The organism is Bradyrhizobium sp. B039 (assembly GCF_038965675.1).
Taxonomy (GTDB): domain Bacteria; phylum Pseudomonadota; class Alphaproteobacteria; order Rhizobiales; family Xanthobacteraceae; genus Bradyrhizobium; species Bradyrhizobium diazoefficiens.
In genome coordinates this window covers 6,515,872-6,535,660 of sequence record NZ_CP152416.1, presented here as the reverse complement: position 1 = coordinate 6,535,660, position 19,789 = coordinate 6,515,872, and the positions used below count along the sequence as shown (strand labels likewise).

General features: G+C 65.6%; 18 protein-coding genes. 11 read left to right on the top strand and 7 right to left on the bottom strand.

Features of this window, described 5'->3' with window-relative positions; all coding sequences use genetic code 11:
* Positions 1-4 precede the first annotated feature (4 nt).
* From AAFG50_RS31155 to AAFG50_RS31130, 6 genes are all read right to left on the bottom strand, one after another.
* The gene (locus AAFG50_RS31155; protein WP_028174330.1) at positions 5-1,237 is read right to left on the bottom strand and encodes a Zn-dependent hydrolase; all 1,233 of its coding nucleotides are present in this window, start codon (positions 1,235-1,237) and stop codon (positions 5-7) included.
* Entirely contained in the window at positions 1,230-2,015 is a 786-nt protein-coding gene (locus AAFG50_RS31150; protein ID WP_028174331.1) for an ABC transporter ATP-binding protein, read from the bottom strand. The genes AAFG50_RS31155 and AAFG50_RS31150 overlap by 8 nt, the downstream gene beginning before the upstream one ends.
* Positions 2,012-2,785 carry an ABC transporter permease gene (locus AAFG50_RS31145; protein WP_011088987.1) on the bottom strand — a complete coding sequence of 258 codons (774 nt, stop codon included), beginning with the start codon at positions 2,783-2,785 and terminating at the stop codon, positions 2,012-2,014. Before AAFG50_RS31145 ends, AAFG50_RS31150 begins: the two co-directional genes overlap by 4 nt.
* Before the next feature lie 71 nt (positions 2,786-2,856).
* A complete protein-coding gene (locus AAFG50_RS31140) occupies positions 2,857-3,801 on the bottom strand; it encodes an ABC transporter substrate-binding protein (protein WP_011088986.1) in 945 nt (314 codons plus the stop codon).
* Positions 3,802-3,911: 110 nt separating this feature from the next.
* Positions 3,912-4,640 carry a histidine utilization repressor gene (gene hutC, locus AAFG50_RS31135; RefSeq protein ID WP_028174332.1) on the bottom strand — a complete coding sequence of 243 codons (729 nt, stop codon included), beginning with the start codon at positions 4,638-4,640 and terminating at the stop codon, positions 3,912-3,914.
* Positions 4,637-5,995, bottom strand: coding sequence for a formimidoylglutamate deiminase (locus tag AAFG50_RS31130; RefSeq protein WP_028174333.1), 1,359 nt, complete (start codon positions 5,993-5,995; stop codon positions 4,637-4,639). The genes hutC and AAFG50_RS31130 overlap by 4 nt, the downstream gene beginning before the upstream one ends.
* Positions 5,996-6,094: 99 nt before the next feature.
* Between AAFG50_RS31130 and hutI the strand changes: the two genes are divergently transcribed.
* The 3 genes from hutI to hutU are packed head-to-tail and all read left to right on the top strand — an operon-like array spanning position 6,095 to position 10,549.
* Positions 6,095-7,309 carry an imidazolonepropionase gene (gene hutI, locus AAFG50_RS31125; RefSeq protein ID WP_028174334.1) on the top strand — a complete coding sequence of 405 codons (1,215 nt, stop codon included), beginning with the start codon at positions 6,095-6,097 and terminating at the stop codon, positions 7,307-7,309.
* Entirely contained in the window at positions 7,306-8,865 is a 1,560-nt protein-coding gene (gene hutH, locus AAFG50_RS31120) for a histidine ammonia-lyase (RefSeq protein WP_028174335.1), read from the top strand. The genes hutI and hutH overlap by 4 nt, the downstream gene beginning before the upstream one ends.
* Before the next feature lie 13 nt (positions 8,866-8,878).
* Positions 8,879-10,549: a urocanate hydratase gene (hutU, locus tag AAFG50_RS31115; RefSeq protein ID WP_028174336.1), complete on the top strand. Its 1,671-nt coding sequence runs from the start codon at positions 8,879-8,881 to the stop codon at positions 10,547-10,549.
* Here the strand turns inward: hutU and AAFG50_RS31110 are convergent, their stop codons facing one another.
* Positions 10,550-11,170 (bottom strand): TetR/AcrR family transcriptional regulator, encoded by a 621-nt coding sequence (locus AAFG50_RS31110; protein WP_028174337.1) that lies wholly within the window; start codon positions 11,168-11,170, stop codon positions 10,550-10,552. It lies immediately after the preceding gene.
* A gap of 254 nt (positions 11,171-11,424) precedes the next feature.
* On the opposite strand from AAFG50_RS31110, the gene AAFG50_RS31105 reads away from it, so the two are divergent.
* Genes AAFG50_RS31105 through AAFG50_RS31070 form a run of 8 tightly spaced genes read left to right on the top strand, consistent with a single transcriptional unit; the run spans position 11,425 to position 19,789 of the window.
* Complete coding sequence (locus tag AAFG50_RS31105; RefSeq protein ID WP_097532463.1) at positions 11,425-12,285, top strand: xanthine dehydrogenase family protein subunit M; 861 nt, start codon at positions 11,425-11,427, stop codon at positions 12,283-12,285.
* Positions 12,282-12,806 carry a (2Fe-2S)-binding protein gene (locus AAFG50_RS31100; RefSeq protein ID WP_028174339.1) on the top strand — a complete coding sequence of 175 codons (525 nt, stop codon included), beginning with the start codon at positions 12,282-12,284 and terminating at the stop codon, positions 12,804-12,806. Before AAFG50_RS31105 ends, AAFG50_RS31100 begins: the two co-directional genes overlap by 4 nt.
* Positions 12,803-15,178, top strand: a complete 2,376-nt coding sequence (locus tag AAFG50_RS31095; RefSeq protein WP_028174340.1) for a xanthine dehydrogenase family protein molybdopterin-binding subunit — start codon at positions 12,803-12,805, stop codon at positions 15,176-15,178. The genes AAFG50_RS31100 and AAFG50_RS31095 overlap by 4 nt, the downstream gene beginning before the upstream one ends.
* A gap of 23 nt (positions 15,179-15,201) precedes the next feature.
* Positions 15,202-16,443: an ABC transporter substrate-binding protein gene (locus AAFG50_RS31090; RefSeq protein WP_028174341.1), complete on the top strand. Its 1,242-nt coding sequence runs from the start codon at positions 15,202-15,204 to the stop codon at positions 16,441-16,443.
* Positions 16,444-16,454: 11 nt separating this feature from the next.
* Positions 16,455-17,330, top strand: coding sequence for a branched-chain amino acid ABC transporter permease (locus AAFG50_RS31085; protein WP_028174342.1), 876 nt, complete (start codon positions 16,455-16,457; stop codon positions 17,328-17,330).
* Positions 17,327-18,325 (top strand): branched-chain amino acid ABC transporter permease, encoded by a 999-nt coding sequence (locus tag AAFG50_RS31080; protein ID WP_028174343.1) that lies wholly within the window; start codon positions 17,327-17,329, stop codon positions 18,323-18,325. Before AAFG50_RS31085 ends, AAFG50_RS31080 begins: the two co-directional genes overlap by 4 nt.
* Positions 18,322-19,077 carry an ABC transporter ATP-binding protein gene (locus tag AAFG50_RS31075; RefSeq protein WP_028174344.1) on the top strand — a complete coding sequence of 252 codons (756 nt, stop codon included), beginning with the start codon at positions 18,322-18,324 and terminating at the stop codon, positions 19,075-19,077. The genes AAFG50_RS31080 and AAFG50_RS31075 overlap by 4 nt, the downstream gene beginning before the upstream one ends.
* Entirely contained in the window at positions 19,070-19,789 is a 720-nt protein-coding gene (locus AAFG50_RS31070) for an ABC transporter ATP-binding protein (RefSeq protein ID WP_039185714.1), read from the top strand. Before AAFG50_RS31075 ends, AAFG50_RS31070 begins: the two co-directional genes overlap by 8 nt.

Sequence of the window (19,789 nt, the reverse complement as noted above, 5' to 3'; positions counted from 1 at the left end):
AGGCCTAACCCCCGAGGATTCGCCGGCAGGCGTCGACGAAGACCTGCGCGCCCGTGACGATGTCGGCGTCCGCGGTGTTCTCGGTCCAGTGATGGCTGATGCCGCCGATCGACGGCACGAACAGCATCCCCGCGGGCATGATGGTCGCGAGCATCTGTGCGTCGTGGCCGGCGCCGCTGGGCATGCGGATGGATCGTCCGCCGGCGACAGCCTTGCTCGCAGCTTCGATCGCGTCCTGAAAGCCTGAGTTCATCAAGGCGGGAGCACCGGTCCGCAGCTTCTCCACGGTCACGGCGCAGGGGCCGCTGGCGTTGACCTCGTCCGCCATGGCCTTCAGCAATCCCTCCAGCCGCGCGATGACCGCCGGGTTGTCGTCGCGGATCTGGAACAGCATTTCGGCGCCACCCGGAATGATGCTCGGCGCGCCCGGATCGAGCGTGATGCGGCCCGTGGTCCAGACCGTGCGCGGACCGCACGCGGCCGGGAAGCGCTCGTCGATCGCGACGCAGAATTTGGCCAGCGCAAGGCCGGCATCCTTGCGTGCAGCCATGCGGGTGGTGCCGGCGTGGTTCTGCTCGCCGACGAAATTGATCCGGTATTGCCAGATGCCGACGATCGAGGTCACGACGCCGACCGCGAGCTGTCCGCTCTCGAGCGTATCGCCCTGCTCGATATGCGCCTCCAGATATCCGACGTGCCGCCCCTTCTCGGCGGTGATGCGCGAGCGTCCCGCGAGCCCCATGTCGGCAAGCGCATCGCGCATGGGCCGCCCGTTGGTGCGGTCGCGCGCGGCGTCGATGTCAGCCTCGGTCACTTGCCCCACATAGGAGCGCGAGCCGAGGAAGCTGCCAAAATGTCCTTCCTCGTCGCACCAGGCAGCGACTTCGACCGCGCCGTTCACGGACGGATCGGCATTGAGCACCCGCGCGGCTTCGAGCGCGTAGACGACACCGAGCGGACCATCGAGCCAGCCGGCGTAGTTCTGGCTTTCCAGGTGCGAGCCCGCCAGAAGCTTTGGGCCGGGCTTGGCGCTCGTCCCGAACACATTGCCGATGCCGTCAATCGCGGCGGAGAGATCCGCGTCGGGCAGCTTCTGCACCAGCCAGTCCAGCGATTGCTTGTGCGGTTCGGAGAAGGTCGGCTTGTGCACGCCGGTCTTGTAGGCGCCGATGGCGCGCAGCGCATTGAGGTCGGCGAGAACGCGTGCGCCGTCGAAGGAAGGACCATTGTCAGGCATGTTCGGCAACCTTCAACGCCTCGGCACGGATTTCCTCGACCAGCCGTTCCTTGAGCTGGACGAATTCCGGCGTGGTCTTGATCTTGTAGGAACGCGGATGCGGCAGGTCTATGGCAATCTCGGCCTTGATGCGGCCGGGGCGTGCGCTCATGACGATGACGCGGCTGCCGAGGAAGATCGCCTCCTCGATGTCGTGGGTCACGAACAGCACGGTCTTCTGGTCGCGCTCCCAGATCCCGAGCAGCATTTCCTGCATCAAGGCGCGAGTCTGGTTGTCGAGCGCGCCGAAGGGCTCGTCGAGCAGCAGAATCTTTGGATCATTGGCAAGCGCGCGGGCGATTGCCGTGCGCTGCTGCATGCCGCCGGAGAGCTGCTTGGGCCAATGGTTCTCGAAGCCGGACAATCCGACCTGGCGGATGAAGGCGTCGGCGATCTTGTACCGTTCGTCCTGCGACACGCCGCGCTCGCGCAGGCCGAAGGCGATGTTCTCGCGCACGGTCAGCCAGGGAAACAGCGTGTAGGACTGGAACACCATGCCGCGATCCGCCCCCGGGCCCGTCACCTCGCGCCCGTCGAGCGTGACGCGCCCGCCGGTCGGCCGGTCAAGGCCGGCGACGATACGAAGCAGCGTGGACTTGCCGCAGCCGGAGGGGCCGAGGATGGTGACGAAGTCGTTGTTGCCGATGATGAGGTCGGTCGGCTCCAGCGCCCTGGTCGGCGCATTGCCGTGGCGCGCGGGGAAGGTCCGTGAGACCTGTTCGATCTTCAGCGTCGTCATGCGAGCTTCCACGGAAACAGCCAGGCGTTGAACGCCTTGAACAGGAAGTCGGAGACGAGGCCGATCAGCCCGATCACGATGATGCCGAAGATGATCTGGCCGGTGTTGAGCAGCGCCTGGCTGTCGGTGATCATATGGCCGATACCGGAGGACGAGCCGATCAGCTCGGCGACGATGACATAGGTCCAGGCCCAGCCCAGCACCAGCCGCAGGATCTCGGCGATCTCCGGCGCGGAGGAGGGCAGCAGCACACGGCGGATGATGCCGCGGTCGCTGGCCCCGAGCGTATAGGCCGCCTCGACCAGATCGCGCCGCGTCGCGCCGACGGTCACCGCCACCATCAGGATCACCTGGAACACCGAACCGATGAAGATGACGAGCAGCTTTTGCAGCTCGCCGATGCCGGCCCACAGGATCAAGAGCGGGATGAAGGCGGAGGCGGGCAGGTAGCGTGCAAAGGAGACGAACGGTTCGAGAAAGGCCTCGACCGGCTTGTAGGCACCCATCAGCACGCCGAACGGCACCGCGATGATCGCGGCGAGCGCGAAGCCGCCGACGACGCGCCAGATCGTCATGCCGATGTCGAACATGAAGCCTTGCTTCGTCAGCAGGTCAAAACCTTCCTGCACCATAGTCAGCGGGTTGGCGAGGAAGGTCTTCGACACATGGCCGCCGAAGGTCGCCCAGGACCAGAGGGCAACGAACAGCACGAAGAAAGCGAGGCCAAAGGCCACACGCTGCCTCGATGTCACGGGATCCAGGGGACGCATCAAACTGTCTATCCGAATAATCGATCACGCGCCGGCTCCGCCTCCTGGCGGAACCGGCAGCTTGCAGAAGTCTACTTGATGAAGCTCGCGTCGTAGAGGTCCTCGACCTTCGGCGCGGCCTTGATGATGCCGATCTCGAGCAGGAGCTCGGCGGCGTCCTTGTTGAAGGTCAGGAAATCGCCCGCGAAGAACTTCTGGTTCGCGGCCTTGTCCTGCCAGCGCAGATATTTCGCCGAGTTGCCGAACTGCTCGCCGGTCTGCTTCACGTCCGCGCCCATGATCTCATAGGCCTTGGCCTGGTCCTTGGCGATCAAGTCGAGCGCCTCGAAATAGCTGTTGGCGAGCGCCTGCGCCGCCTTCGGATTCTCGCTCAGGAATTTCGGCGTGCAGCCAAACGTGTCCATCACGATCGGATAATCCAGCGTGGTGGCGATGATCTTGCCCTTGTCGGGCGCGGCGCGCACGGTCGACAGATACGGCTCGTAGGTCATGGCGGCGTCGTTCTGGCCGGAGACGAAGGCCTGCGCGGCCGCGGCGGGCTCGAGATTCACCACGGTCACGTCCTTCGTGGTGAGGCCGTTCTTCTTGAGCATCCAGGCCAGCGCAAAATACGGCGAGGTGCCCGGCGCGGAGGCCGCAACCGTCTTGCCCTTCAGATCCTTGATCGCGGCGATGTCGTTGCGCACGGCCATGCCGTCGGCGCCATAGCTCTTGTCGAGCTGGAAGATCTGCTTGGTGGCGACGCCGTTGGCGTTCCAGGAGATCCAGGTCTCGACCGTGGTTGCCGCGCACTGGATGTCGCCGGAAGCAATCGCAAGATGGCGGTCCTTCTGCGGGATCTTCTTGATCGTGACGTCGAGGCCGTTCTTCTTGAAGATGCCGGCTTCCTTCGCCAGCGTCAGCGGCGCGAAGCCGGTCCACCCGGAGATGCCGACGCCGACCTTGACGTCGTCGGCGAGCACGGGAGTGGAGGCCGCCAGGGCAATGATTGTCGCAAATACCTTTGAACTACGCATGATTGTCGTCCTCTTGCCGATCGATGGATTGACGTCCTGTTGATCTGTTCGTGTCGGTCCATGCGGACCTTTGCCCGAAGCGTTGCACGAATTGTGCCGACATTGGTCTCTCAGCCTCCCTTGAATCGGGCGACAAGGCGGTGGGAGTCACCGGGATAGAGCAGCCGCACGGCGGTGATCGTGCGCGTACTGCGCCAGGTGTAGCGGTCGATCACGAGGCAGGGCGCGCCGACGGCGATGTCGAGCGCTTGCGCCGCGCGATCGTCCGCAACGATGGCGCTGATCGTATGCTCGGCCTCTGTCCATGGGACATGGTGAAGCAGCCACGAGCCAGGCGGTTCGCGCGAGAAGTCCGCGGTCGCGGCATTCGGCACGGACGAGAGGTCGATCAGCCTGTCCTCGACGGCAAACGGCACGTTGTCGGCGCTGTGGCGGCAGGCGATCGCGATCACCTTGCCGGCCTTCTTCACGCCAAGACGGTCGCGGTCGGCGGCGGTCGCCATGCGCAGCTTGCGATGGATCAGCTCGTAGCCGTAAGCGCGGCCGAGCGCGGTGATCTCGGCGCGGATGTCGGCGATCTTGAGCACCGCGGACTGATGCTGCGGCCGGCGGACGAACGATCCGGCGCGCCGCCGCCGCTCGATCAAGTCGGCCTGCGCGAGTTCCGACAGCGCCTTGTTCACGGTCATGCGCGAGCAGCCGTAGCGCGCCACCAGTTCGTGCTCGAACGGAATGCGATGACCCGGCGGCCACTCGCCGGTCAGGATACGATTCTCGATGTCGGCGCGGATCCGCTTGTAGAGCGTCGGCTGGTCGGCGCCATCAGTAGCGAGGCTCATGCGAGCAGCCTCCGCACCGATGCGTTGAAGCGCTCGCGCGCTGCCTGGCGCAGCCGGTGCCGTCCGCCCTCGACGACCTTGTCGCCGCCGGCCCAGACGCAATCAATTGCGCCGCTACCTGCCGCAAAGATCCAGCCGTCGATGGCCGCATCGCCCTGACGTCCCGCGAGCGACGGATGCGCGGCATCGAGCGTGACGATGTCGGCGCGCGCCCCCGGAGTGAGGCCGGCAGTCGGCTGCGCAAGTGCCTGCGAGCCGCCGGCGAGCGCTTGATCGAACAGCGTGCGTCCGGTCGAGGCGCCTGCGCCGCCGGAGAGCACATTGCGCTGGCGATGCTTCAGCCGCTGGCCATATTCGAGCTGGCGCAGCTCGTCGGCGACACCGACCAGCACGTTGGAATCGGTGCCGACGCCGAGCCGGCCGCCGGCGTCGAGGAACTCGCGGGCTGGAAAAATGCCGTCGCCGAGGCTCGCTTCGGTGATGGGGCAGAGGCCGGCTACCGCGCCCACCTTGGCGAGCGCGGTGACCTCCTCGTTCGTCGTGTGTGTCGCGTGGATGAGGCACCAGCGTTGATCGACCGGTGCGTGCTCCAGCAGCCATTGCACGGGGCGCCGGCTCGACCAGGCCAGGCAATCCTCGACTTCCTTCACCTGCTCGGCGGCATGAATGTGCACGGGGCCGCCGTCGGCGAGCGGAATGATCGCGGCGAGCTCGTCCGGCGCCACCGCGCGCAAGCTGTGCGGCGCGATGCCGATATTGGCCCCTGGCAAGTTTGCGATCGCTTTGCGCGAGGCAGCCATCAGGGCCGCAAACCGATCGACGGAGCAGATGAAGCGGCGTTGGCCGGCATGTGGTGCTGCGCCCCCAAAAGAGCCATGCGCATAAAAACTCGGCAGCAGCGTCAGCGCAATACCCGACGCTTCGGCAGCCTGCGCAATGCGCGTGGCCATTTCGGCGAGGTCGGCGTAGGGCGAGCCGTCGCGATCGTGATGCAAATAGTGGAATTCGCCGACGCGGGTTAAACCCTGCTCCAGCATCTCGACATAAAGCAGCGTTGCGACGGCCGCGACATCGTCCGGCGTCATCGCCAGCGCGAAGCGGTACATCGTCTCGCGCCAGGTCCAGAACGTGTCGGTCGAGTCGCCGCGCTGTTCCGCAAGTCCCGCCATGCCGCGCTGGAAGGCGTGGCTGTGCAGGCTTGCCAGCCCCGGAAGCGCGATTTCGTGGCGCTCGTCGCCGGCGACCGGCGTCACGCCCGGTGTCACCGCCGCGATCGCGCCGGCGGTGATCACCACCTGCACGTCATTGGCCCAGCCCGAGGGCAGGAGCGCGGAGGCGAAATGCAGTCGGGTCATGATTACACGCCGGCTGGACAGAACCGCCTTACGATTATATGTCTAGACATATAAGTCAAGCATCCCAGGGCGCAGGGACATCCGCGAAGGGACAGTTGCATGGCAGAGCGCTTCGACCGGATCTGGCACAATGCCCGCCTCGCCACGATGCGGGCCGATCGCCCCGATCTCGGCGAGATCGAGCACGGCGTGATTGCCGCGCGCGGCGGCCACATCGTCTATGCGGGTGCGGCGGCGGACTTTCCGGCTGACGCAGATGCCATCAAGCGGATCGATTGCGCTGGGCGCTGGATCACGCCGGGCCTCGTCGACTGCCACACTCATCTGGTCTATGGCGGCAACCGTGCGCACGAGTTCGAGCTGCGCCTGAAGGGGGCAAGCTATGAGGAGATCGCGCGCGCCGGCGGCGGCATCGTCTCGACGGTGGCCGCGACGCGCAAGGCAAGCGAGGCCGAGCTCGTCGCAAGCGCACTGCCGCGGCTCGACGCGCTGATCGGCGAGGGCGCCACCACGGTCGAGATCAAGTCCGGCTACGGCCTCGATGTCGACACCGAGATGCGGCAGCTCGCGGCCGCGCGCAGCCTCGGCCGCCAGCGGCCGGTTGCGATCCGCACGTCCTTCCTCGGCGCCCATGCGTTGCCGCCCGAGGCCGATGGTGACAAGGATCGCTATATCGATCTCGTGTGCAAGGAGATGCTGCCCGCGGTTGCCAAGACTGGTCTTGCCGATGCCGTCGACGCTTTCATGGAGGGCATCGCGTTCTCGGCTGAGCAGACCGCGCGGGTGTTCGAGACGGCGAGGGGACTCGGGCTGCCGGTGAAGCTTCATGCCGACCAATTGTCGAACCTCGGCGGTGCCGCGCTCGCGGCCAAATTCTCCGCACTGTCGGCCGATCATCTCGAGCATACCGATGAAGCAGGTGCGGCCGCGATGGCGAAGGCGGGAACGGTGGCTGTGCTGTTGCCGGGCGCCTTCTATTTCATCCGCGAGACGCAGAAGCCGCCGGTCGAGTCGTTCCGCAAGCACGGCGTCCACATGGCGCTGGCGTCGGACTGCAATCCCGGCAGCTCGCCGCTGACCTCGCTGCTGCTGGCGATGAACATGGGCGCGACGCTGTTCCGGATGACAGTGGCCGAATGCCTCACTGGGGTCACCCGCGAAGGCGCGCGGGCGCTTGGCGTGCTCGATGAAACCGGCACGCTAGAGGCCGGCAAATGGTGCGATCTCGCGATCTGGGACATCGAGCGGCCCGCCGAGCTCGTTTACCGCATCGGCTTCAATCCGCTGCACCGCCGGGTTTGGAGGGGGCAATGACGGAGCAGGACGCGGCGATCGTCGTCAAACCGGGAACGGTCAGCCTCGACGATCTCGCGCGCGTGCTTGCGGGACAGCCCGTCGTGCTCAATCCGTCGTTCTGGCCGCGTGTCGAAGCAGCCGCGGCGATCGTCGCCAAGGCGGCGCAAGCAGACACCCCCGTCTACGGCATCAATACCGGCTTCGGAAAGCTCGCCTCGAAGCGCATCCCGCCTGACCAGACCGCGCTGCTCCAGCGCAACCTCATCGTCTCGCATTGCTGCGGTGTCGGTCCGGCGACGCCGGAGCCGATCGTGCGGCTGATGATGGCGCTGAAGATCATCTCGCTCGGGCGCGGCGCATCTGGCGTACGCCGCGAGGTGATCGAGCAGTTGCAGGGAATGCTGGCGCGGCGCGTCTGTCCGCTGGTTCCGCAGCAGGGCTCGGTCGGCGCCTCCGGTGACCTCGCGCCGCTCGCGCACATGACCGCCGTCATGATCGGCGAGGGACAGGCGATTGTCGACGGCAAGACCGTGTCCGGCGGCGAGGCACTCGCTGCCGCCGGGCTTGCGCCGCTGACCCTCGGGCCCAAGGAGGGGCTCGCGCTGATCAACGGCACGCAGTTTTCGACCGCCTATGCGATTTCCGGCGTGCTGCGTGGGTTTCATCTGGCTCGTGCCGCGCTCGTCACCGGCGCGCTGTCGGTCGATGCGGCGATGGCCTCCACAGCGCCGTTCCGCCCTGAAATCCAGGCGCTGCGCGGCCATGCCGGGCAGATCGCCGCGGCTGCGACGCTGACCGCGCTGCTCGACGGCAGCGACATCCGCCTGTTGCATCTCGAAGGCGACGAACGCGTGCAGGATCCCTATTGCCTGCGCTGCCAGCCGCAGGTCGCAGGGGCCGCACTCGATCTGATCACGCAGGCTGCGCGAGCCCTGATCGTCGAGGCCAACGCCGTCACCGACAACCCGCTCGTCCTGGTCGAGACCGGCGAGATCGTCTCCGGCGGCAATTTCCACGCCGAGCCCGTGGCGTTTGCGGCCGATACGATCGCGCTCGCGCTGTCGGAGATCGGCGCGATCAGCGAGCGGCGCATCGCGACGCTGGTCGATCCCGCGCTGAATTTTGGCCTGCCGCCGTTCCTCACGCCCGATCCCGGCATCAATTCCGGCTTCATGATCGCCGAGGTGACGGCGGCCGCGCTCTATGCCGAGAACAAGCAGCGTGCGGCTGCCTGCTCGATCGATTCGACGCCGACCAGCGCCAACCAGGAAGACCACGTGTCGATGGCTGCGCATGCGGCGCGGCGCCTCGCCGATATGACGGACAATCTCGCCGCCATCCTCGGCATCGAGCTTCTGGTCGCCGCGCAAGGCATTACGCTGCGCGCGCCGCATGCGACCAGCGCGCCGCTCGTCGCCGTCATCGCCGCGCTTCGCGAACAGGTGCCCGCGCTCGGCGCCGACCGCTACATGGCCGGCGATCTCGCCAAGGCAGCCGCGCTCGTCGAGGCCGACGCGCTGCCGGCGGCTGCGATCGGCGTGCTCCCATCTGACCCATTTCCGAGACTTGCCTGAAGAGGTGTTCCGCATGAACCGCCGACTGGACAACGACCGCACCATCCGCGCGCCCCGCGGCAGCGACATCAGCGCCAAGAGCTGGCTGACGGAAGCCCCCTTGCGCATGCTGATGAACAATCTCGATCCTGATGTCGCGGAGCGCCCGAGCGAGCTCGTCGTCTATGGCGGCATCGGCCGCGCCGCGCGCGACTGGGAGAGCTTTGACCGGATCACGGCGGCGTTGCGCAAGCTCGAGGACGACGAGACGCTGCTGATCCAGTCCGGCAAGCCGGTCGGCGTCTTCCGCACCCACGCCGATGCTCCTCGCGTGCTGATCGCGAACTCCAACATCGTGCCGCATTGGGCGACGTTCGACTATTTCAACGAGCTCGATCGCAAGGGCTTGATGATGTACGGCCAGATGACGGCCGGCTCCTGGATCTATATCGGCAGCCAGGGCATCGTGCAGGGCACCTACGAGACCTTCGTCGAGGTCGGTCGTCGCCATTATGGCGGCAGCCTTGCCGGCAAATGGATTCTCACCGCCGGCCTTGGCGGCATGGGTGGCGCGCAGCCGCTGGCCGCGACCATGGCGGGAGCCTCGATGCTCGCAGTTGAATGCCAGCCGAGCCGGATCGAGATGCGGTTGCGCACCGGCTATCTCGATCGGCAGGCCGCGACGCTCGACGAGGCGCTCGCGATCATGGAAGAGTCCGCAAAGACGAAGAAGGCAATCTCAGTCGGCCTGCTCGGCAATGCCGCGGAGATTTTTCCGGAGCTGGTGCGTCGCGGCGTCAAGCCGGACATCGTCACCGACCAGACCAGCGCCCATGACCCGATCAACGGCTATCTCCCCAAAGGCTGGACGATCGCCGACTGGGAAGCCAAGCGCGCGTCCGATCCGAAGGCCGTCGAGCGCGCCTCGAAGACCTCGATGGTCGAGCATGTCCAGGCCATGCTGGATTTCCACGCGCAAGGGATTCCGACGCTCGACTACGGCAACAACATTCGCCAGATGGCGCAGGACATGGGCCTGAAGAACGCCTTCGATTTGCCCGGCTTCGTTCCTGCCTATATCCGCCCTCTGTTCTGCCGCGGCGTCGGGCCGTTCCGCTGGGCTGCGCTGTCGGGCGATCCCGAGGACATCTTCAAGACCGACGCCAAGGTCAAGGAGCTGATGCCTGATGATAAGCATCTGCACAATTGGCTCGACATGGCCAAGGAACGCATCAAGTTCCAGGGGCTGCCGGCGCGCATCTGCTGGGTCGGCCTCGGCGATCGTCACCGGCTCGGCCTTGCCTTCAACGAGATGGTGGCGCGCGGTGAGCTCAAGGCGCCGGTCGTGATCGGCCGCGACCATCTCGACAGCGGCTCGGTGGCAAGCCCGAACCGCGAGACCGAAGCCATGAAGGACGGATCGGACGCGGTGTCCGACTGGCCGCTGCTCAACGCGCTGCTCAATTGCGCCAGCGGCGCGACCTGGGTGTCGCTGCATCATGGCGGCGGCGTCGGCATCGGCTATTCGCAGCATGCCGGCATGGTGATCGTCGCTGATGGCACGCCGGAAGCTGCAAAGCGCATCGCGCGCGTGCTCTGGAACGATCCGGCCACCGGCGTCATGCGCCATGCCGACGCGGGCTACGACATCGCAATCGACTGCGCCCGTGACAAGGGGCTCGATCTGCCGAGCCTTTCGAAGTAGCTAGCCGCTCATCAGCAGCTTTGGCATCGTCGTCTTCGCGCCGTCCATGAAGGTCTGGACGGCGTCGCGGACGATCGCGTCGAGATCGGGCGGGATCGGCGTTTCGTAGATGAATTTGCGGATGGCGAGATAGAAGATGCGGCCGTGCAGGCCCCAGAACAGCTCGGTCTCGCGCTCACTCAGTGGGTGGGACTTCGCATCGGGCAGCTTGAGATCGTGACGCAGCTCGGCGGCCGCGGGCTCGATGATCTCGCGGCGGACAATGTCGAGATAGCGGCCGGTGATGCCGAAGGACTTCATGCCGGAGAAGACGAAGATCCGCACCCAATTGTACTCGAACACGCGTTCGACATAGTCGAGATAGAAGCGCGTCAGCCGCGCCTCCAGCGACAGCGAGCGGTCTTGGATCATCGGCCCCCAGTCGGGCGACCAGCGGCTGAGATAGACCTCCTGGTACACCCGCTCGATCAGCGCTTCCTTGCTCGGGAAGTGGCGATAGATCGCCGAATGGGTGATGCCCATGCGCTTTGCCAGTTCGCGGGTTTGTCCCTCGAAGCCATGCTCGGCAAAGAAGCGGATCGCTTCGTCCACGATTGCGCGCTCGCGGTCGGCCGCGCGCATGTTGCGGCGCTTTGGCGCGGTCTTGCTGCCTGTCTCGGGCCGTCGTCGGACCGGTCGCTTCGCTGGTTTCTGCGCTTTTCGGGCCATTTCGTCGCTGAATCGCACGTCTTGTTGCCTTCATAGCCCAAGGTGCATTTGTGACCAAATGGTCATTTCCTGTTGACCGTCCCCGGAGGCATGTCAGGATTTTGAGACCAGATGGTTACAAATCTGGCATCCCGGCTGATGAGCCGACGGATATCGAGGGAACGGCGGTGAAGGCGAGGGCTTTCAGCTATTTTCGTGCTGCGACGATCGACCAGGCGCTGGATGCTCATGCGCGCGCCGGCGATGACGCACGCTTCATCGCCGGGGGCCAGAGCCTCGTGCCGGCACTGTCACTGCGGCTGCAGGCGCCGCGGCTCTTGATCGACATCACCCATATTGACGAGCTGCGCGGCGTCAGGCGCGAAGGCGGCTATTTGCGCATCGGCGCGCTGACGCGCCATTGCGAGATGCTGAGCGAGCCGCTGATTGCCGAGTTCGCGCCGCTGCTGCATGCCGCGGCGCCGTTCGTCGCCCATCCCGCGATTCGCAACCGCGGCACCTTTGGCGGCAGCGTTGCGCTTGCCGACCCGGCTTCCGAATTTCCAGCGATGACGCTGGCGCTCGATGCCGAGATCGAGATCGAGGGTCCTTCCGGCGCCCGGCGGGTGAAAGCCGACGATTTCTTCATCGACCTGTTCGAGACGGCCTTGCATCCCGGCGAGCTGATCACCGCTGTCTACGCTCCCCTGTTCAAGGCCGACCAGCGCTTTGCATTCGACGAACTGGCGCGGCGGCGCGGCGACTATGCATTGGTCGGCTGCGGCATGCTTGCGACCTTCTCCGGCGAACGCATCGAGGACATCCGCATCTCCTTTTTCTCTGTCGGCAATACGCCGACACGGGTGAAGGGAACGGAGGCGACCCTGATCGGCTCGTCCCTCGATGCGGAGCGTATCGCTGTCGCCCAAGCCGCGCTCGAAGGCGATCTCGCGCCGCCCGACAGCGACGAGGTGCCGCCGGCGATGCGGCTGCATCTCGCCCGCGTGCTTCTGGGACGCCTGCTCGGACGTCTGGGTGAGGGCGCATGAGCGGCTTCGACGAAACCCTGCTGGGGGACGCCGAGGCGACCGTGCGGGTCCGCCTCGTCGTCAACGGCCGCAAGGTTGCCTGCGAGGTCGCGCCGCGCGAGACGCTGGTCGATTGCCTGCGCAATGCGCTCGAACTGACGGGGACGCATGCCGGCTGCGAGATGGGCGCCTGCGGGGCCTGCCTCGTGCAGCTCGATGGCCGCGCCGTGCATTCCTGCCTGATGTTCGCGGTGCAGGCCGACGGTGCGAAGATCGAGACCATCGAAGGTCTCACCGAAAGCGGCGTGATCGCCGATCTCCAGGCCGAATTCCATCGTCGCAACGCGCTGCAATGCGGCTTCTGCACGCCGGGCATGCTGGTCAACGCACAGGAGCTGCTCTCGCAGGTGGCGCAGCCGAGCCGCGAGCAGATCCGCGACGCGCTGTCCGGCAATTTCTGCCGCTGCACCGGCTATGAGGCGATTGTCGATGCGATCGATGCGGTGGCCGAAGCGCGCAGCCAGGGCGGAGGCGCCACATGATCGCGCCGCTGACCTCGCTCGATCGTCCGAATTCCTATATCGGCCGTTCCGTGCCGCGGCCGAACGCCAAACGGCTGCTGGCCGGACGCGGGCGCTACATTAGCGATCTCAAGCTGCCGCGCATGCTCCATGCCGCGTTCCTGCGTAGCCCGCATGCGCATGCGCAAATCGTTGCGATCAACATCGACGAAGCCCGCGCGCTCGAGGGCGTGCATCTTGTCGCGACTGGGGCTGATCTGGCAAGAATCTGCGCGCCCTGGACCGGCACGCTCGATCATTTCAAGGGCATGACCTCCGCCCCGCAACTGCCATTGCCGCTGGATCGCGTGGTCTGGGCCGGGCAGGCCGTGGTCGCCGTCGTCGCCGAGAGCCGGGCCATCGCGGAAGACGCGCTGGAACTGATCGAGATCGATTACGAGGATCTTCCCCTCGTTGTCGATATCGACAGTGCGCGGGAAGCGGGTGGGCCGGTGATCAATCCCGGCAGCGCCAACAACACCTGCTTTCGCGCTCAGCTCGACAACGGCACCGTCGACGAGGCCTTCGCGCATGCGGCCCACGTGGTGGAGGAGGAATTCTCCTTCGGCCGCCACACCGCGGTGACGCTGGAGCCACGCGCGATCGTCGCCGACTATGATCCCGCTGCCGGCGCGCTCACGGTGCATCACGGGACGCAGACGCCTTACCAGTTCCAGGATCTCTATTCGCGCCACTACGGCATCCCCGAGGCCCGCGTTCGCGTCATCGCAACCGACATCGGCGGTTCCTTCGGGATGAAGCTTCATGTCTATCACGAGGACATGGCCGTGGTCGGCCTTTCGATCCTGCTCGGCCGCCCCGTCAAATATGTCGCCGACCGCATTGAATCCTTTGTCTCCGACATCCATGCCCGCGACCATCGCGTCCGGGCCCGCATGGCGGTCGATGCCAAGGGCGAGATCCTGGCGATGGATGTCCTGGATCTGACCGCGATCGGCGCGTTCTCGACCTATCCGCGCACCAGCGTGGTCGAGGGCAACCAGGTGATCCGCCTGATCGGCGCGCCCTACCGCTTCAAGAACTATCGCGCCGCGCTGGAGGTGATCTTCCAGAACAAGGTGCAGACCAGCCAGTATCGCGCCGTCGGCCACCCCATCGCCTGCGCCGTCACGGAGCGGCTGGTCGACATGGCTGCGGCGAAGATCGGCCTCGATCCGTTCGCCATCCGTGCGTTGAATGTGATCGCCGATGATGCCTATCCGCAGACGTCGCCGACCGGCTATCGCTTCGAGGCGCTGTCGCATCAGGCCTGCCTGAAGCGCCTGCACGAGATGATGGATTACGACGGGCTGCGCGCCGAGCAAGCGATGTTGCGCAAGCGCGGCGTCTATCGCGGCATCGGCATCGCAACCTTTGTCGAGATCACCAATCCAAGTCCGGCCTTCTACGGCGTCGGCGGTGCGCGCATTTCCTCGCAGGATGGTGCGATTCTGAGCCTGACGCCGTCGGGCGAGGTGCGCTGCCTGATTTCGGTCACCGAGCAAGGCCAGGGCACGGAGGCGATCATCAGCCAGATCGTCGCCGATCAGCTCGGCATCGCGCAGGAGCGCGTCAAGGTCATCACTGGGGATACCGAGGTCACGCCGCATGGCGGCGCCACCTGGGCCTGCCGCGGCGCCGGCATCGGCGGCGAGACCGCACTCCAGGCTACGCGCTTGCTCAAGCGCAACATCCTGGAGATCGCCGCGCTCATCCTCCAGGAGCAGGCTTCGGCGTTCGACATCATCGATGGCGAGGTCGTCGACGCCGCGACGCGGAACCAGCGGATGCCGATCTCCGAGATCGCGCGGATCGCCTATTTCCGCTCCGACACGCTGCCGCCGGGTACGCAGGCGCAGCTAACGGTGAGCCATCACTTCGCGCCGCAAGGCTATCCCTTTGCATTCACCAACGGCATCCAGGGCTGCTCGCTGGAAGTCGATGTCGAGACCGGCTTCATCAAGGTGTTGAAGCACTTCATCGTCGAGGATTGCGGTCGCGTCATCAATCCGATGCTGGTGGACGAGCAGCTGCGCGGCGGCATCGTGCAGGGGTTAGGGGCGGCCCTGTTTGAGGAGTGCCGCTACAGCGATGCTGGCCAGCTCATGAACGGCTCGCTCGCCGACTATCTCGTGCCGATGCCGATGGAAATGCCTGACATCATGATCGCGCACGTCGAGACGCCGACTGCCGACACCGAACTCGGCGCCAAGGGCGTCGGCGAGGCCGGTACCGCGGCCGCCTCCGCTTGCGTGCTCAACGCCGTCAACGATGCGCTCGCGCCATTCGACGCGACGATCAATTCGATTCCGATCACGCCGACAAAAGTCCTGAAAGCCCTGAAGCGTTTCTAGAAAAAAGACAGTTGGAGGAAGTCATGCCAAAATCCGGTTCGATCCCGAAAATATCCCGCCGCACCGCGCTCGCTGGCCTGTCGGCAAGCGCGGCCCTGCTCGCCATGCCCCGGCTCGGCCGCGCCGCGGACGAGACGATCCGCATCGGCTTTCCGACGCCCCTGACGGGACCGTTCGCCGCGGAAGCGCGCGATCAGGTCAAGTGCGCGGAGCTCGCCGTCAAGCTCGTCAACGACAAGGGCGGCATCGGCGGCCGCAAGGTCGAGCTGCTGGTGCGCGACGACAAGCTCAATGCCGGCGAGGCCGCGACCCGTACGCTCGAGCTGATCGAGAAGGACAAGGTTCACGCGGTGGTCGGCGCGCTCTCCAGCGCCGTGCAGCTCGCGGTCAACGAGGTCACCCGGGCCCGCGGCGTGATCTACGTTTCGATCAGCCAGTCCGACACCATCAACGAGGCCAAGGATTTCAGCAAGTACACGTTCCACGAGGCGCTCAATCCGCACATGACCACCGCAGCGGTGGCGCGGCAGACCCTGAAGAAGGGCATGAAGGTCGCCCATCTCGCTGCCGACTACGCCTATGGCCATGAGATGCTGCGCGGCTTCAAGCGCGCGCAGACGGCGATCGGCGCCGACAGTGTCGGCGAAATTCTGCATCCGTTCGGGGCGGCCGACTATTCCACTTTCATGCCGCGGCTGATGTCGATGCGACCGGACGTGCTCTGCATCTCCAATTTCGGCCGGGACCAGGCCAACGCGATCAAGCAGGCGGTCGATTTCGGCGTGAAGCAGCAGATGAAGATCGTCGTGCCCGTCATCCTGCACAACCAGCGCCTCGCGGTTGGCCCTGACGTGTTCGAGGGCGTGGTCGGCGGTGCCAACTATTATTGGGGCCTTGAGACGCAGAGCAAGACGGCAGCCAGCTTCAACGCGGCATTCAAGGCCGCCAACGGCGGCGCGATCCCGACCGATTACGGTGCCTATGGCTATTCTGGCGTCGGATCGCTGCTGGCCGCCATCGAGGCCGCCGGCGGCACCGACACCGACAAGGTCGTCGATGCCCTGGAGAAGCTGCAGTACGATCTGACCAAGGGGCCGCAGCACTACCGCAAATGCGATCATCAGTCGGTGCAGTCGGTGCTGGTGCTGGAGTCCAAGAAGAAGTCCGCGATGGCCAACGACAACGATCTGTTCGCCATTCTCGCCAATGACGCCGGCTCCGACGACATGCTGCGTAGCTGCAGCGAACTCGGCCACGCGACGTAAGTCTTGTGACGATGGACCTGTCGCTGATCATCATGCAGCTTCTCTCCGGGATCGCCCTTGGGGCGGTCCTGGTGATCACTGCGCTTGGATTGACGATCGTGTTCGGCATGCTCGGGGTGGTGAATTTCGCCCATGGCGCGCTGTTCATGATCGGGGCCTATGCTGGGCTGTATCTGGCGTCGCTTACCGGAAGCTTCTGGTGGGGACTGCTGCTCGCTCCCATCCTGATCGGCGCTTTCGGCATGCTGATCGAGTTCGTCCTGATCCGCAGGCTCTATGGACGCTCGATCGACGATCCGTTGCTGCTCACCTTCGGCCTCAGCTACATCCTCGTCGAAGGCGTGCGCATCGTGTTCGGGAGCGACGGCATTCCGTTTCCAACCCCGCCGCAACTGGTCGGCGTGCTTGATCTCGGCATCGGCTTCTTCCCGCGCTACCGCCTGTTCGTCATCGCGCTGGTGGCCGTGGTGCTGCTGGTGCTCTGGCTGACACTGGAAAAGACCCGCATCGGCTTGATCGTGCGCGCCGGCGCGCGCGATCCCACCATCATGCAGGTGCTCGGCGTCGATATCGGCCGGGTCTGGCTTGCGATCTTCGGCCTCGGCGTCGGGCTCGCCGCGCTCGGCGGCGTGCTCGCCGGTCCCATGCGCAGCGTCAATCCGGAGATGGGCTCGCTCGTGCTTGCGGAGGCGTTCGTGGTGACCGTGATCGGTGGCCTTGGTTCGATCGTCGGGGCTGTCGTTGCCGGCCTCATGGTCGGCATATCCATCAGCATGGTCGCGCTGTTCGCCCCTGAGATGGCGACCATCGTCATGTTCGCGCTGATGGCGGTGGTGCTGCTGATCCGCCCGCAGGGCCTGTTCGGCGTCAGAGGGAGGACCGCGTGATGCTGCCTTCGAGCGGCGAGTCGGTAGCCCGGCCCTCGCGCAATGGGATCGCCTGGATTCTCGACCAGCGTGTGCTGCTCTCGATCGCGGTGCTTGCCGTGCTGCCCTGGCTGCTGCCGTCACAGGCGCTGGCCGTGAACGTCCTGATCTACGGGGTCGTGGTGATGGGCTACAATCTGTTGTTCGGCTACACCGGGCTGTTGTCGTTCGGCCAGGCCGCCTTCTTCGGCGCGGGCGCCTACTTCACCGGCATTGCGATCGGCCGCTACGGCGTGGCCTGGTTCGCCGCGGTGCCGATCGCCGTGCTCCTCAGCACCTGCCTCGCTGCTGCGATCGGCATCGTCTCGACACGCACCCGTGGCATTTACTTCTCCATGGTAACGTTGGCGCTGGCCCAGCTCGTCTATTACGTCGCGCTGCAGGCCTCGTCCTTCACCGGCGGCGAGAACGGCCTGCGCGGCTTCACCGTCGACCGCATCAGCCTGTTCGGCCTTCCCGTCAATTTTCTTGATCCCATCAACAAATACTACGTGCTGATGGTCTTCGCGGCGCTGGCGCTGTGGTTCCAGTCGCGCATCCTGAACTCGCCGTTCGGTGCCGTGATCGAGGCGATCCGCGAGAACGAGCAGCGGGCGCGGGCCTGCGGCTATGACGTCGAGCGCAGCAAGCTGATCGTGTTCATGCTGTCGGGCGCGATCTCCTCGCTTGGCGGCTGCATGCTGGCGCTGCATCTGTCGATCGTGCCGCTGGACATCCTGCACTACCAGACCTCCGGCATGATCGTGATGATGGTGTTGCTCGGCGGCGCCCGCAGCTTCTTCGGCCCGTTCGTCGGCGCGGCGAGCTTCCTGATCCTGGAGGACGTCATCTCGCTCTGGACGCCGCATTGGCAGATCTTTGTCGGCGCGATCTTCGTCCTCTTCGTGCTGTTCCTGCCCAAGGGCATCTGGGGAACGCTGCTCGATGCGCTCGGCATCGGAAAGGCACGGCCATGAGCGGCGAATTGCTTCGCGCCGAAGGGATCGGCAAGCGCTTTGGAGGCTTCGTCGCGCTCGAAGGCATCACCGTGTCCTTTGCGGCGGGACAGCTCACCTCGATCATCGGGCCGAACGGCGCCGGCAAGAGCACCTTCTTCAACATTCTCTCGGGTGCGTTGACGCCGACCTCGGGCAAGCTGCACTTCAGGGGACGCGAGCTGAATGGCCTGCCCCAGCATCGCTTCGTGCATCAGGGCATCTCGCGCTCCTACCAGATCACCAACATCTTCCCGGACCTGTCCGTGCACGAGAACGTGCGCGTGGCAGCACAGGCGCTGACCGTCGGCTACGACATCTGGCGCAACCGTGCCCGGCTGGCGGAGCTGAATGTGCGGGCCGATGCCGCGCTCGATGCTGTCGGGCTGCTCGGTAAGCGCAGCGAACTGGCAAAATTCCTGTCGCATGGCCAGCAGCGCGCGCTGGAGATCGCGATTGCGCTGGTCTCCGAGCCGGAATTGCTATTGCTCGACGAGCCGACCGCCGGCATGGGACCGGAGGAGACCAAGGACATGGTCGCGCTGCTCGAACGGCTCGCCGACAAGCGCACCGTGCTGCTGGTGGAGCACAAGATGAAGATGGTGCTGGGCCTGTCCAAGCGCGTCGTGGTGCTGCATCACGGCCGCCTGCTGGCGGACGGCGCGCCCGACGAGATCAGGAGCAATCCGGAAGTCCGCCGGGTCTACCTCGGACAGAGTGAAGGCTATGGCTGAGACCGGGCTGCTCGAAATCGAGAACCTCCACGCCTGGTATGGCGCGAGCCATGTCCTTCACGGCATTTCCCTGCAGGTGAAGGAGGGCGAAGTGGTTGCGCTCGTCGGCCGCAACGGCGCGGGCAAGACCACGACCTTGCGGGCAATGATGGGCCTTATGCCGAAAGCGACGGGTCGCGTGCGCTTTGCGGGCGGGGAGCTGTTGCCGCTCCGCGCCCATCAGCGCTTTCATCTTGGCCTCGCTTATGTGCCCGAAGAGCGCCGCATCGTCCCTGGCCTGTCCGTGCGCGAGAACCTGCGGCTCGGCCTGGTTGCTGCCGGCAGCGAGATCGATGAGCGCACTGCGATCGACGAGATCGCCGAGACCTTTCCGCGCCTGAAGGAACGCCTCGATCAGGAGGGCGTGACGCTCTCCGGCGGCGAGCAACAGATGCTGGCGATCGCGCGCGCCCTGATCGCCAGGCCCAGGATGGTCCTGCTCGATGAGCCCTCGGAGGGGATCATGCCTGTGCTGGTCGAGGAGATGGGCGTGTTGTTCCGCCGCCTGCGTGATGAAGGCAAGACGTTGCTTCTGGTGGAGCAGAATGTCGAATGGGCCCTGCGGCTTGCCGATCGTGCCGTGATCATCGACCAGGGCGAGGTCGTGCATCAAAGCAGCGCCGCGGCGCTGCTGGCGGACAAGGACATTCAGGAGCGCTACTGCGCGGTGTGA

Excerpts from the sequence above, each read along its gene's own strand:
- AAFG50_RS31075 (WP_028174344.1), top strand. The coding sequence starts at position 18,322 with ATGAGCGGCGAATTGCTTCGCGCCGAAGGGATCGGCAAGCGCTTTGGA.
- AAFG50_RS31150 (WP_028174331.1), bottom strand. The coding sequence starts at position 2,015 with ATGACGACGCTGAAGATCGAACAGGTCTCACGGACCTTCCCCGCGCGC.
- AAFG50_RS31110 (WP_028174337.1), bottom strand. The coding sequence starts at position 11,170 with ATGCGCGCGGCCGACCGCGAGCGCGCAATCGTGGACGAAGCGATCCGC.
- hutC (WP_028174332.1), bottom strand. The coding sequence starts at position 4,640 with ATGAGCCTCGCTACTGATGGCGCCGACCAGCCGACGCTCTACAAGCGG.
- AAFG50_RS31140 (WP_011088986.1), bottom strand. The coding sequence starts at position 3,801 with ATGCGTAGTTCAAAGGTATTTGCGACAATCATTGCCCTGGCGGCCTCC.
- AAFG50_RS31090 (WP_028174341.1), top strand. The coding sequence starts at position 15,202 with ATGCCAAAATCCGGTTCGATCCCGAAAATATCCCGCCGCACCGCGCTC.
- hutH (WP_028174335.1), top strand. The coding sequence starts at position 7,306 with ATGACGGAGCAGGACGCGGCGATCGTCGTCAAACCGGGAACGGTCAGC.
- AAFG50_RS31100 (WP_028174339.1), top strand. The coding sequence starts at position 12,282 with ATGAGCGGCTTCGACGAAACCCTGCTGGGGGACGCCGAGGCGACCGTG.
- AAFG50_RS31085 (WP_028174342.1), top strand. The coding sequence starts at position 16,455 with ATGGACCTGTCGCTGATCATCATGCAGCTTCTCTCCGGGATCGCCCTT.
- AAFG50_RS31070 (WP_039185714.1), top strand. The coding sequence starts at position 19,070 with ATGGCTGAGACCGGGCTGCTCGAAATCGAGAACCTCCACGCCTGGTAT.
- AAFG50_RS31145 (WP_011088987.1), bottom strand. The coding sequence starts at position 2,785 with ATGCGTCCCCTGGATCCCGTGACATCGAGGCAGCGTGTGGCCTTTGGC.
- AAFG50_RS31130 (WP_028174333.1), bottom strand. The coding sequence starts at position 5,995 with ATGACCCGACTGCATTTCGCCTCCGCGCTCCTGCCCTCGGGCTGGGCC.
- AAFG50_RS31095 (WP_028174340.1), top strand. The coding sequence starts at position 12,803 with ATGATCGCGCCGCTGACCTCGCTCGATCGTCCGAATTCCTATATCGGC.
- hutU (WP_028174336.1), top strand. The coding sequence starts at position 8,879 with ATGAACCGCCGACTGGACAACGACCGCACCATCCGCGCGCCCCGCGGC.
- hutI (WP_028174334.1), top strand. The coding sequence starts at position 6,095 with ATGGCAGAGCGCTTCGACCGGATCTGGCACAATGCCCGCCTCGCCACG.
- AAFG50_RS31155 (WP_028174330.1), bottom strand. The coding sequence starts at position 1,237 with ATGCCTGACAATGGTCCTTCCTTCGACGGCGCACGCGTTCTCGCCGAC.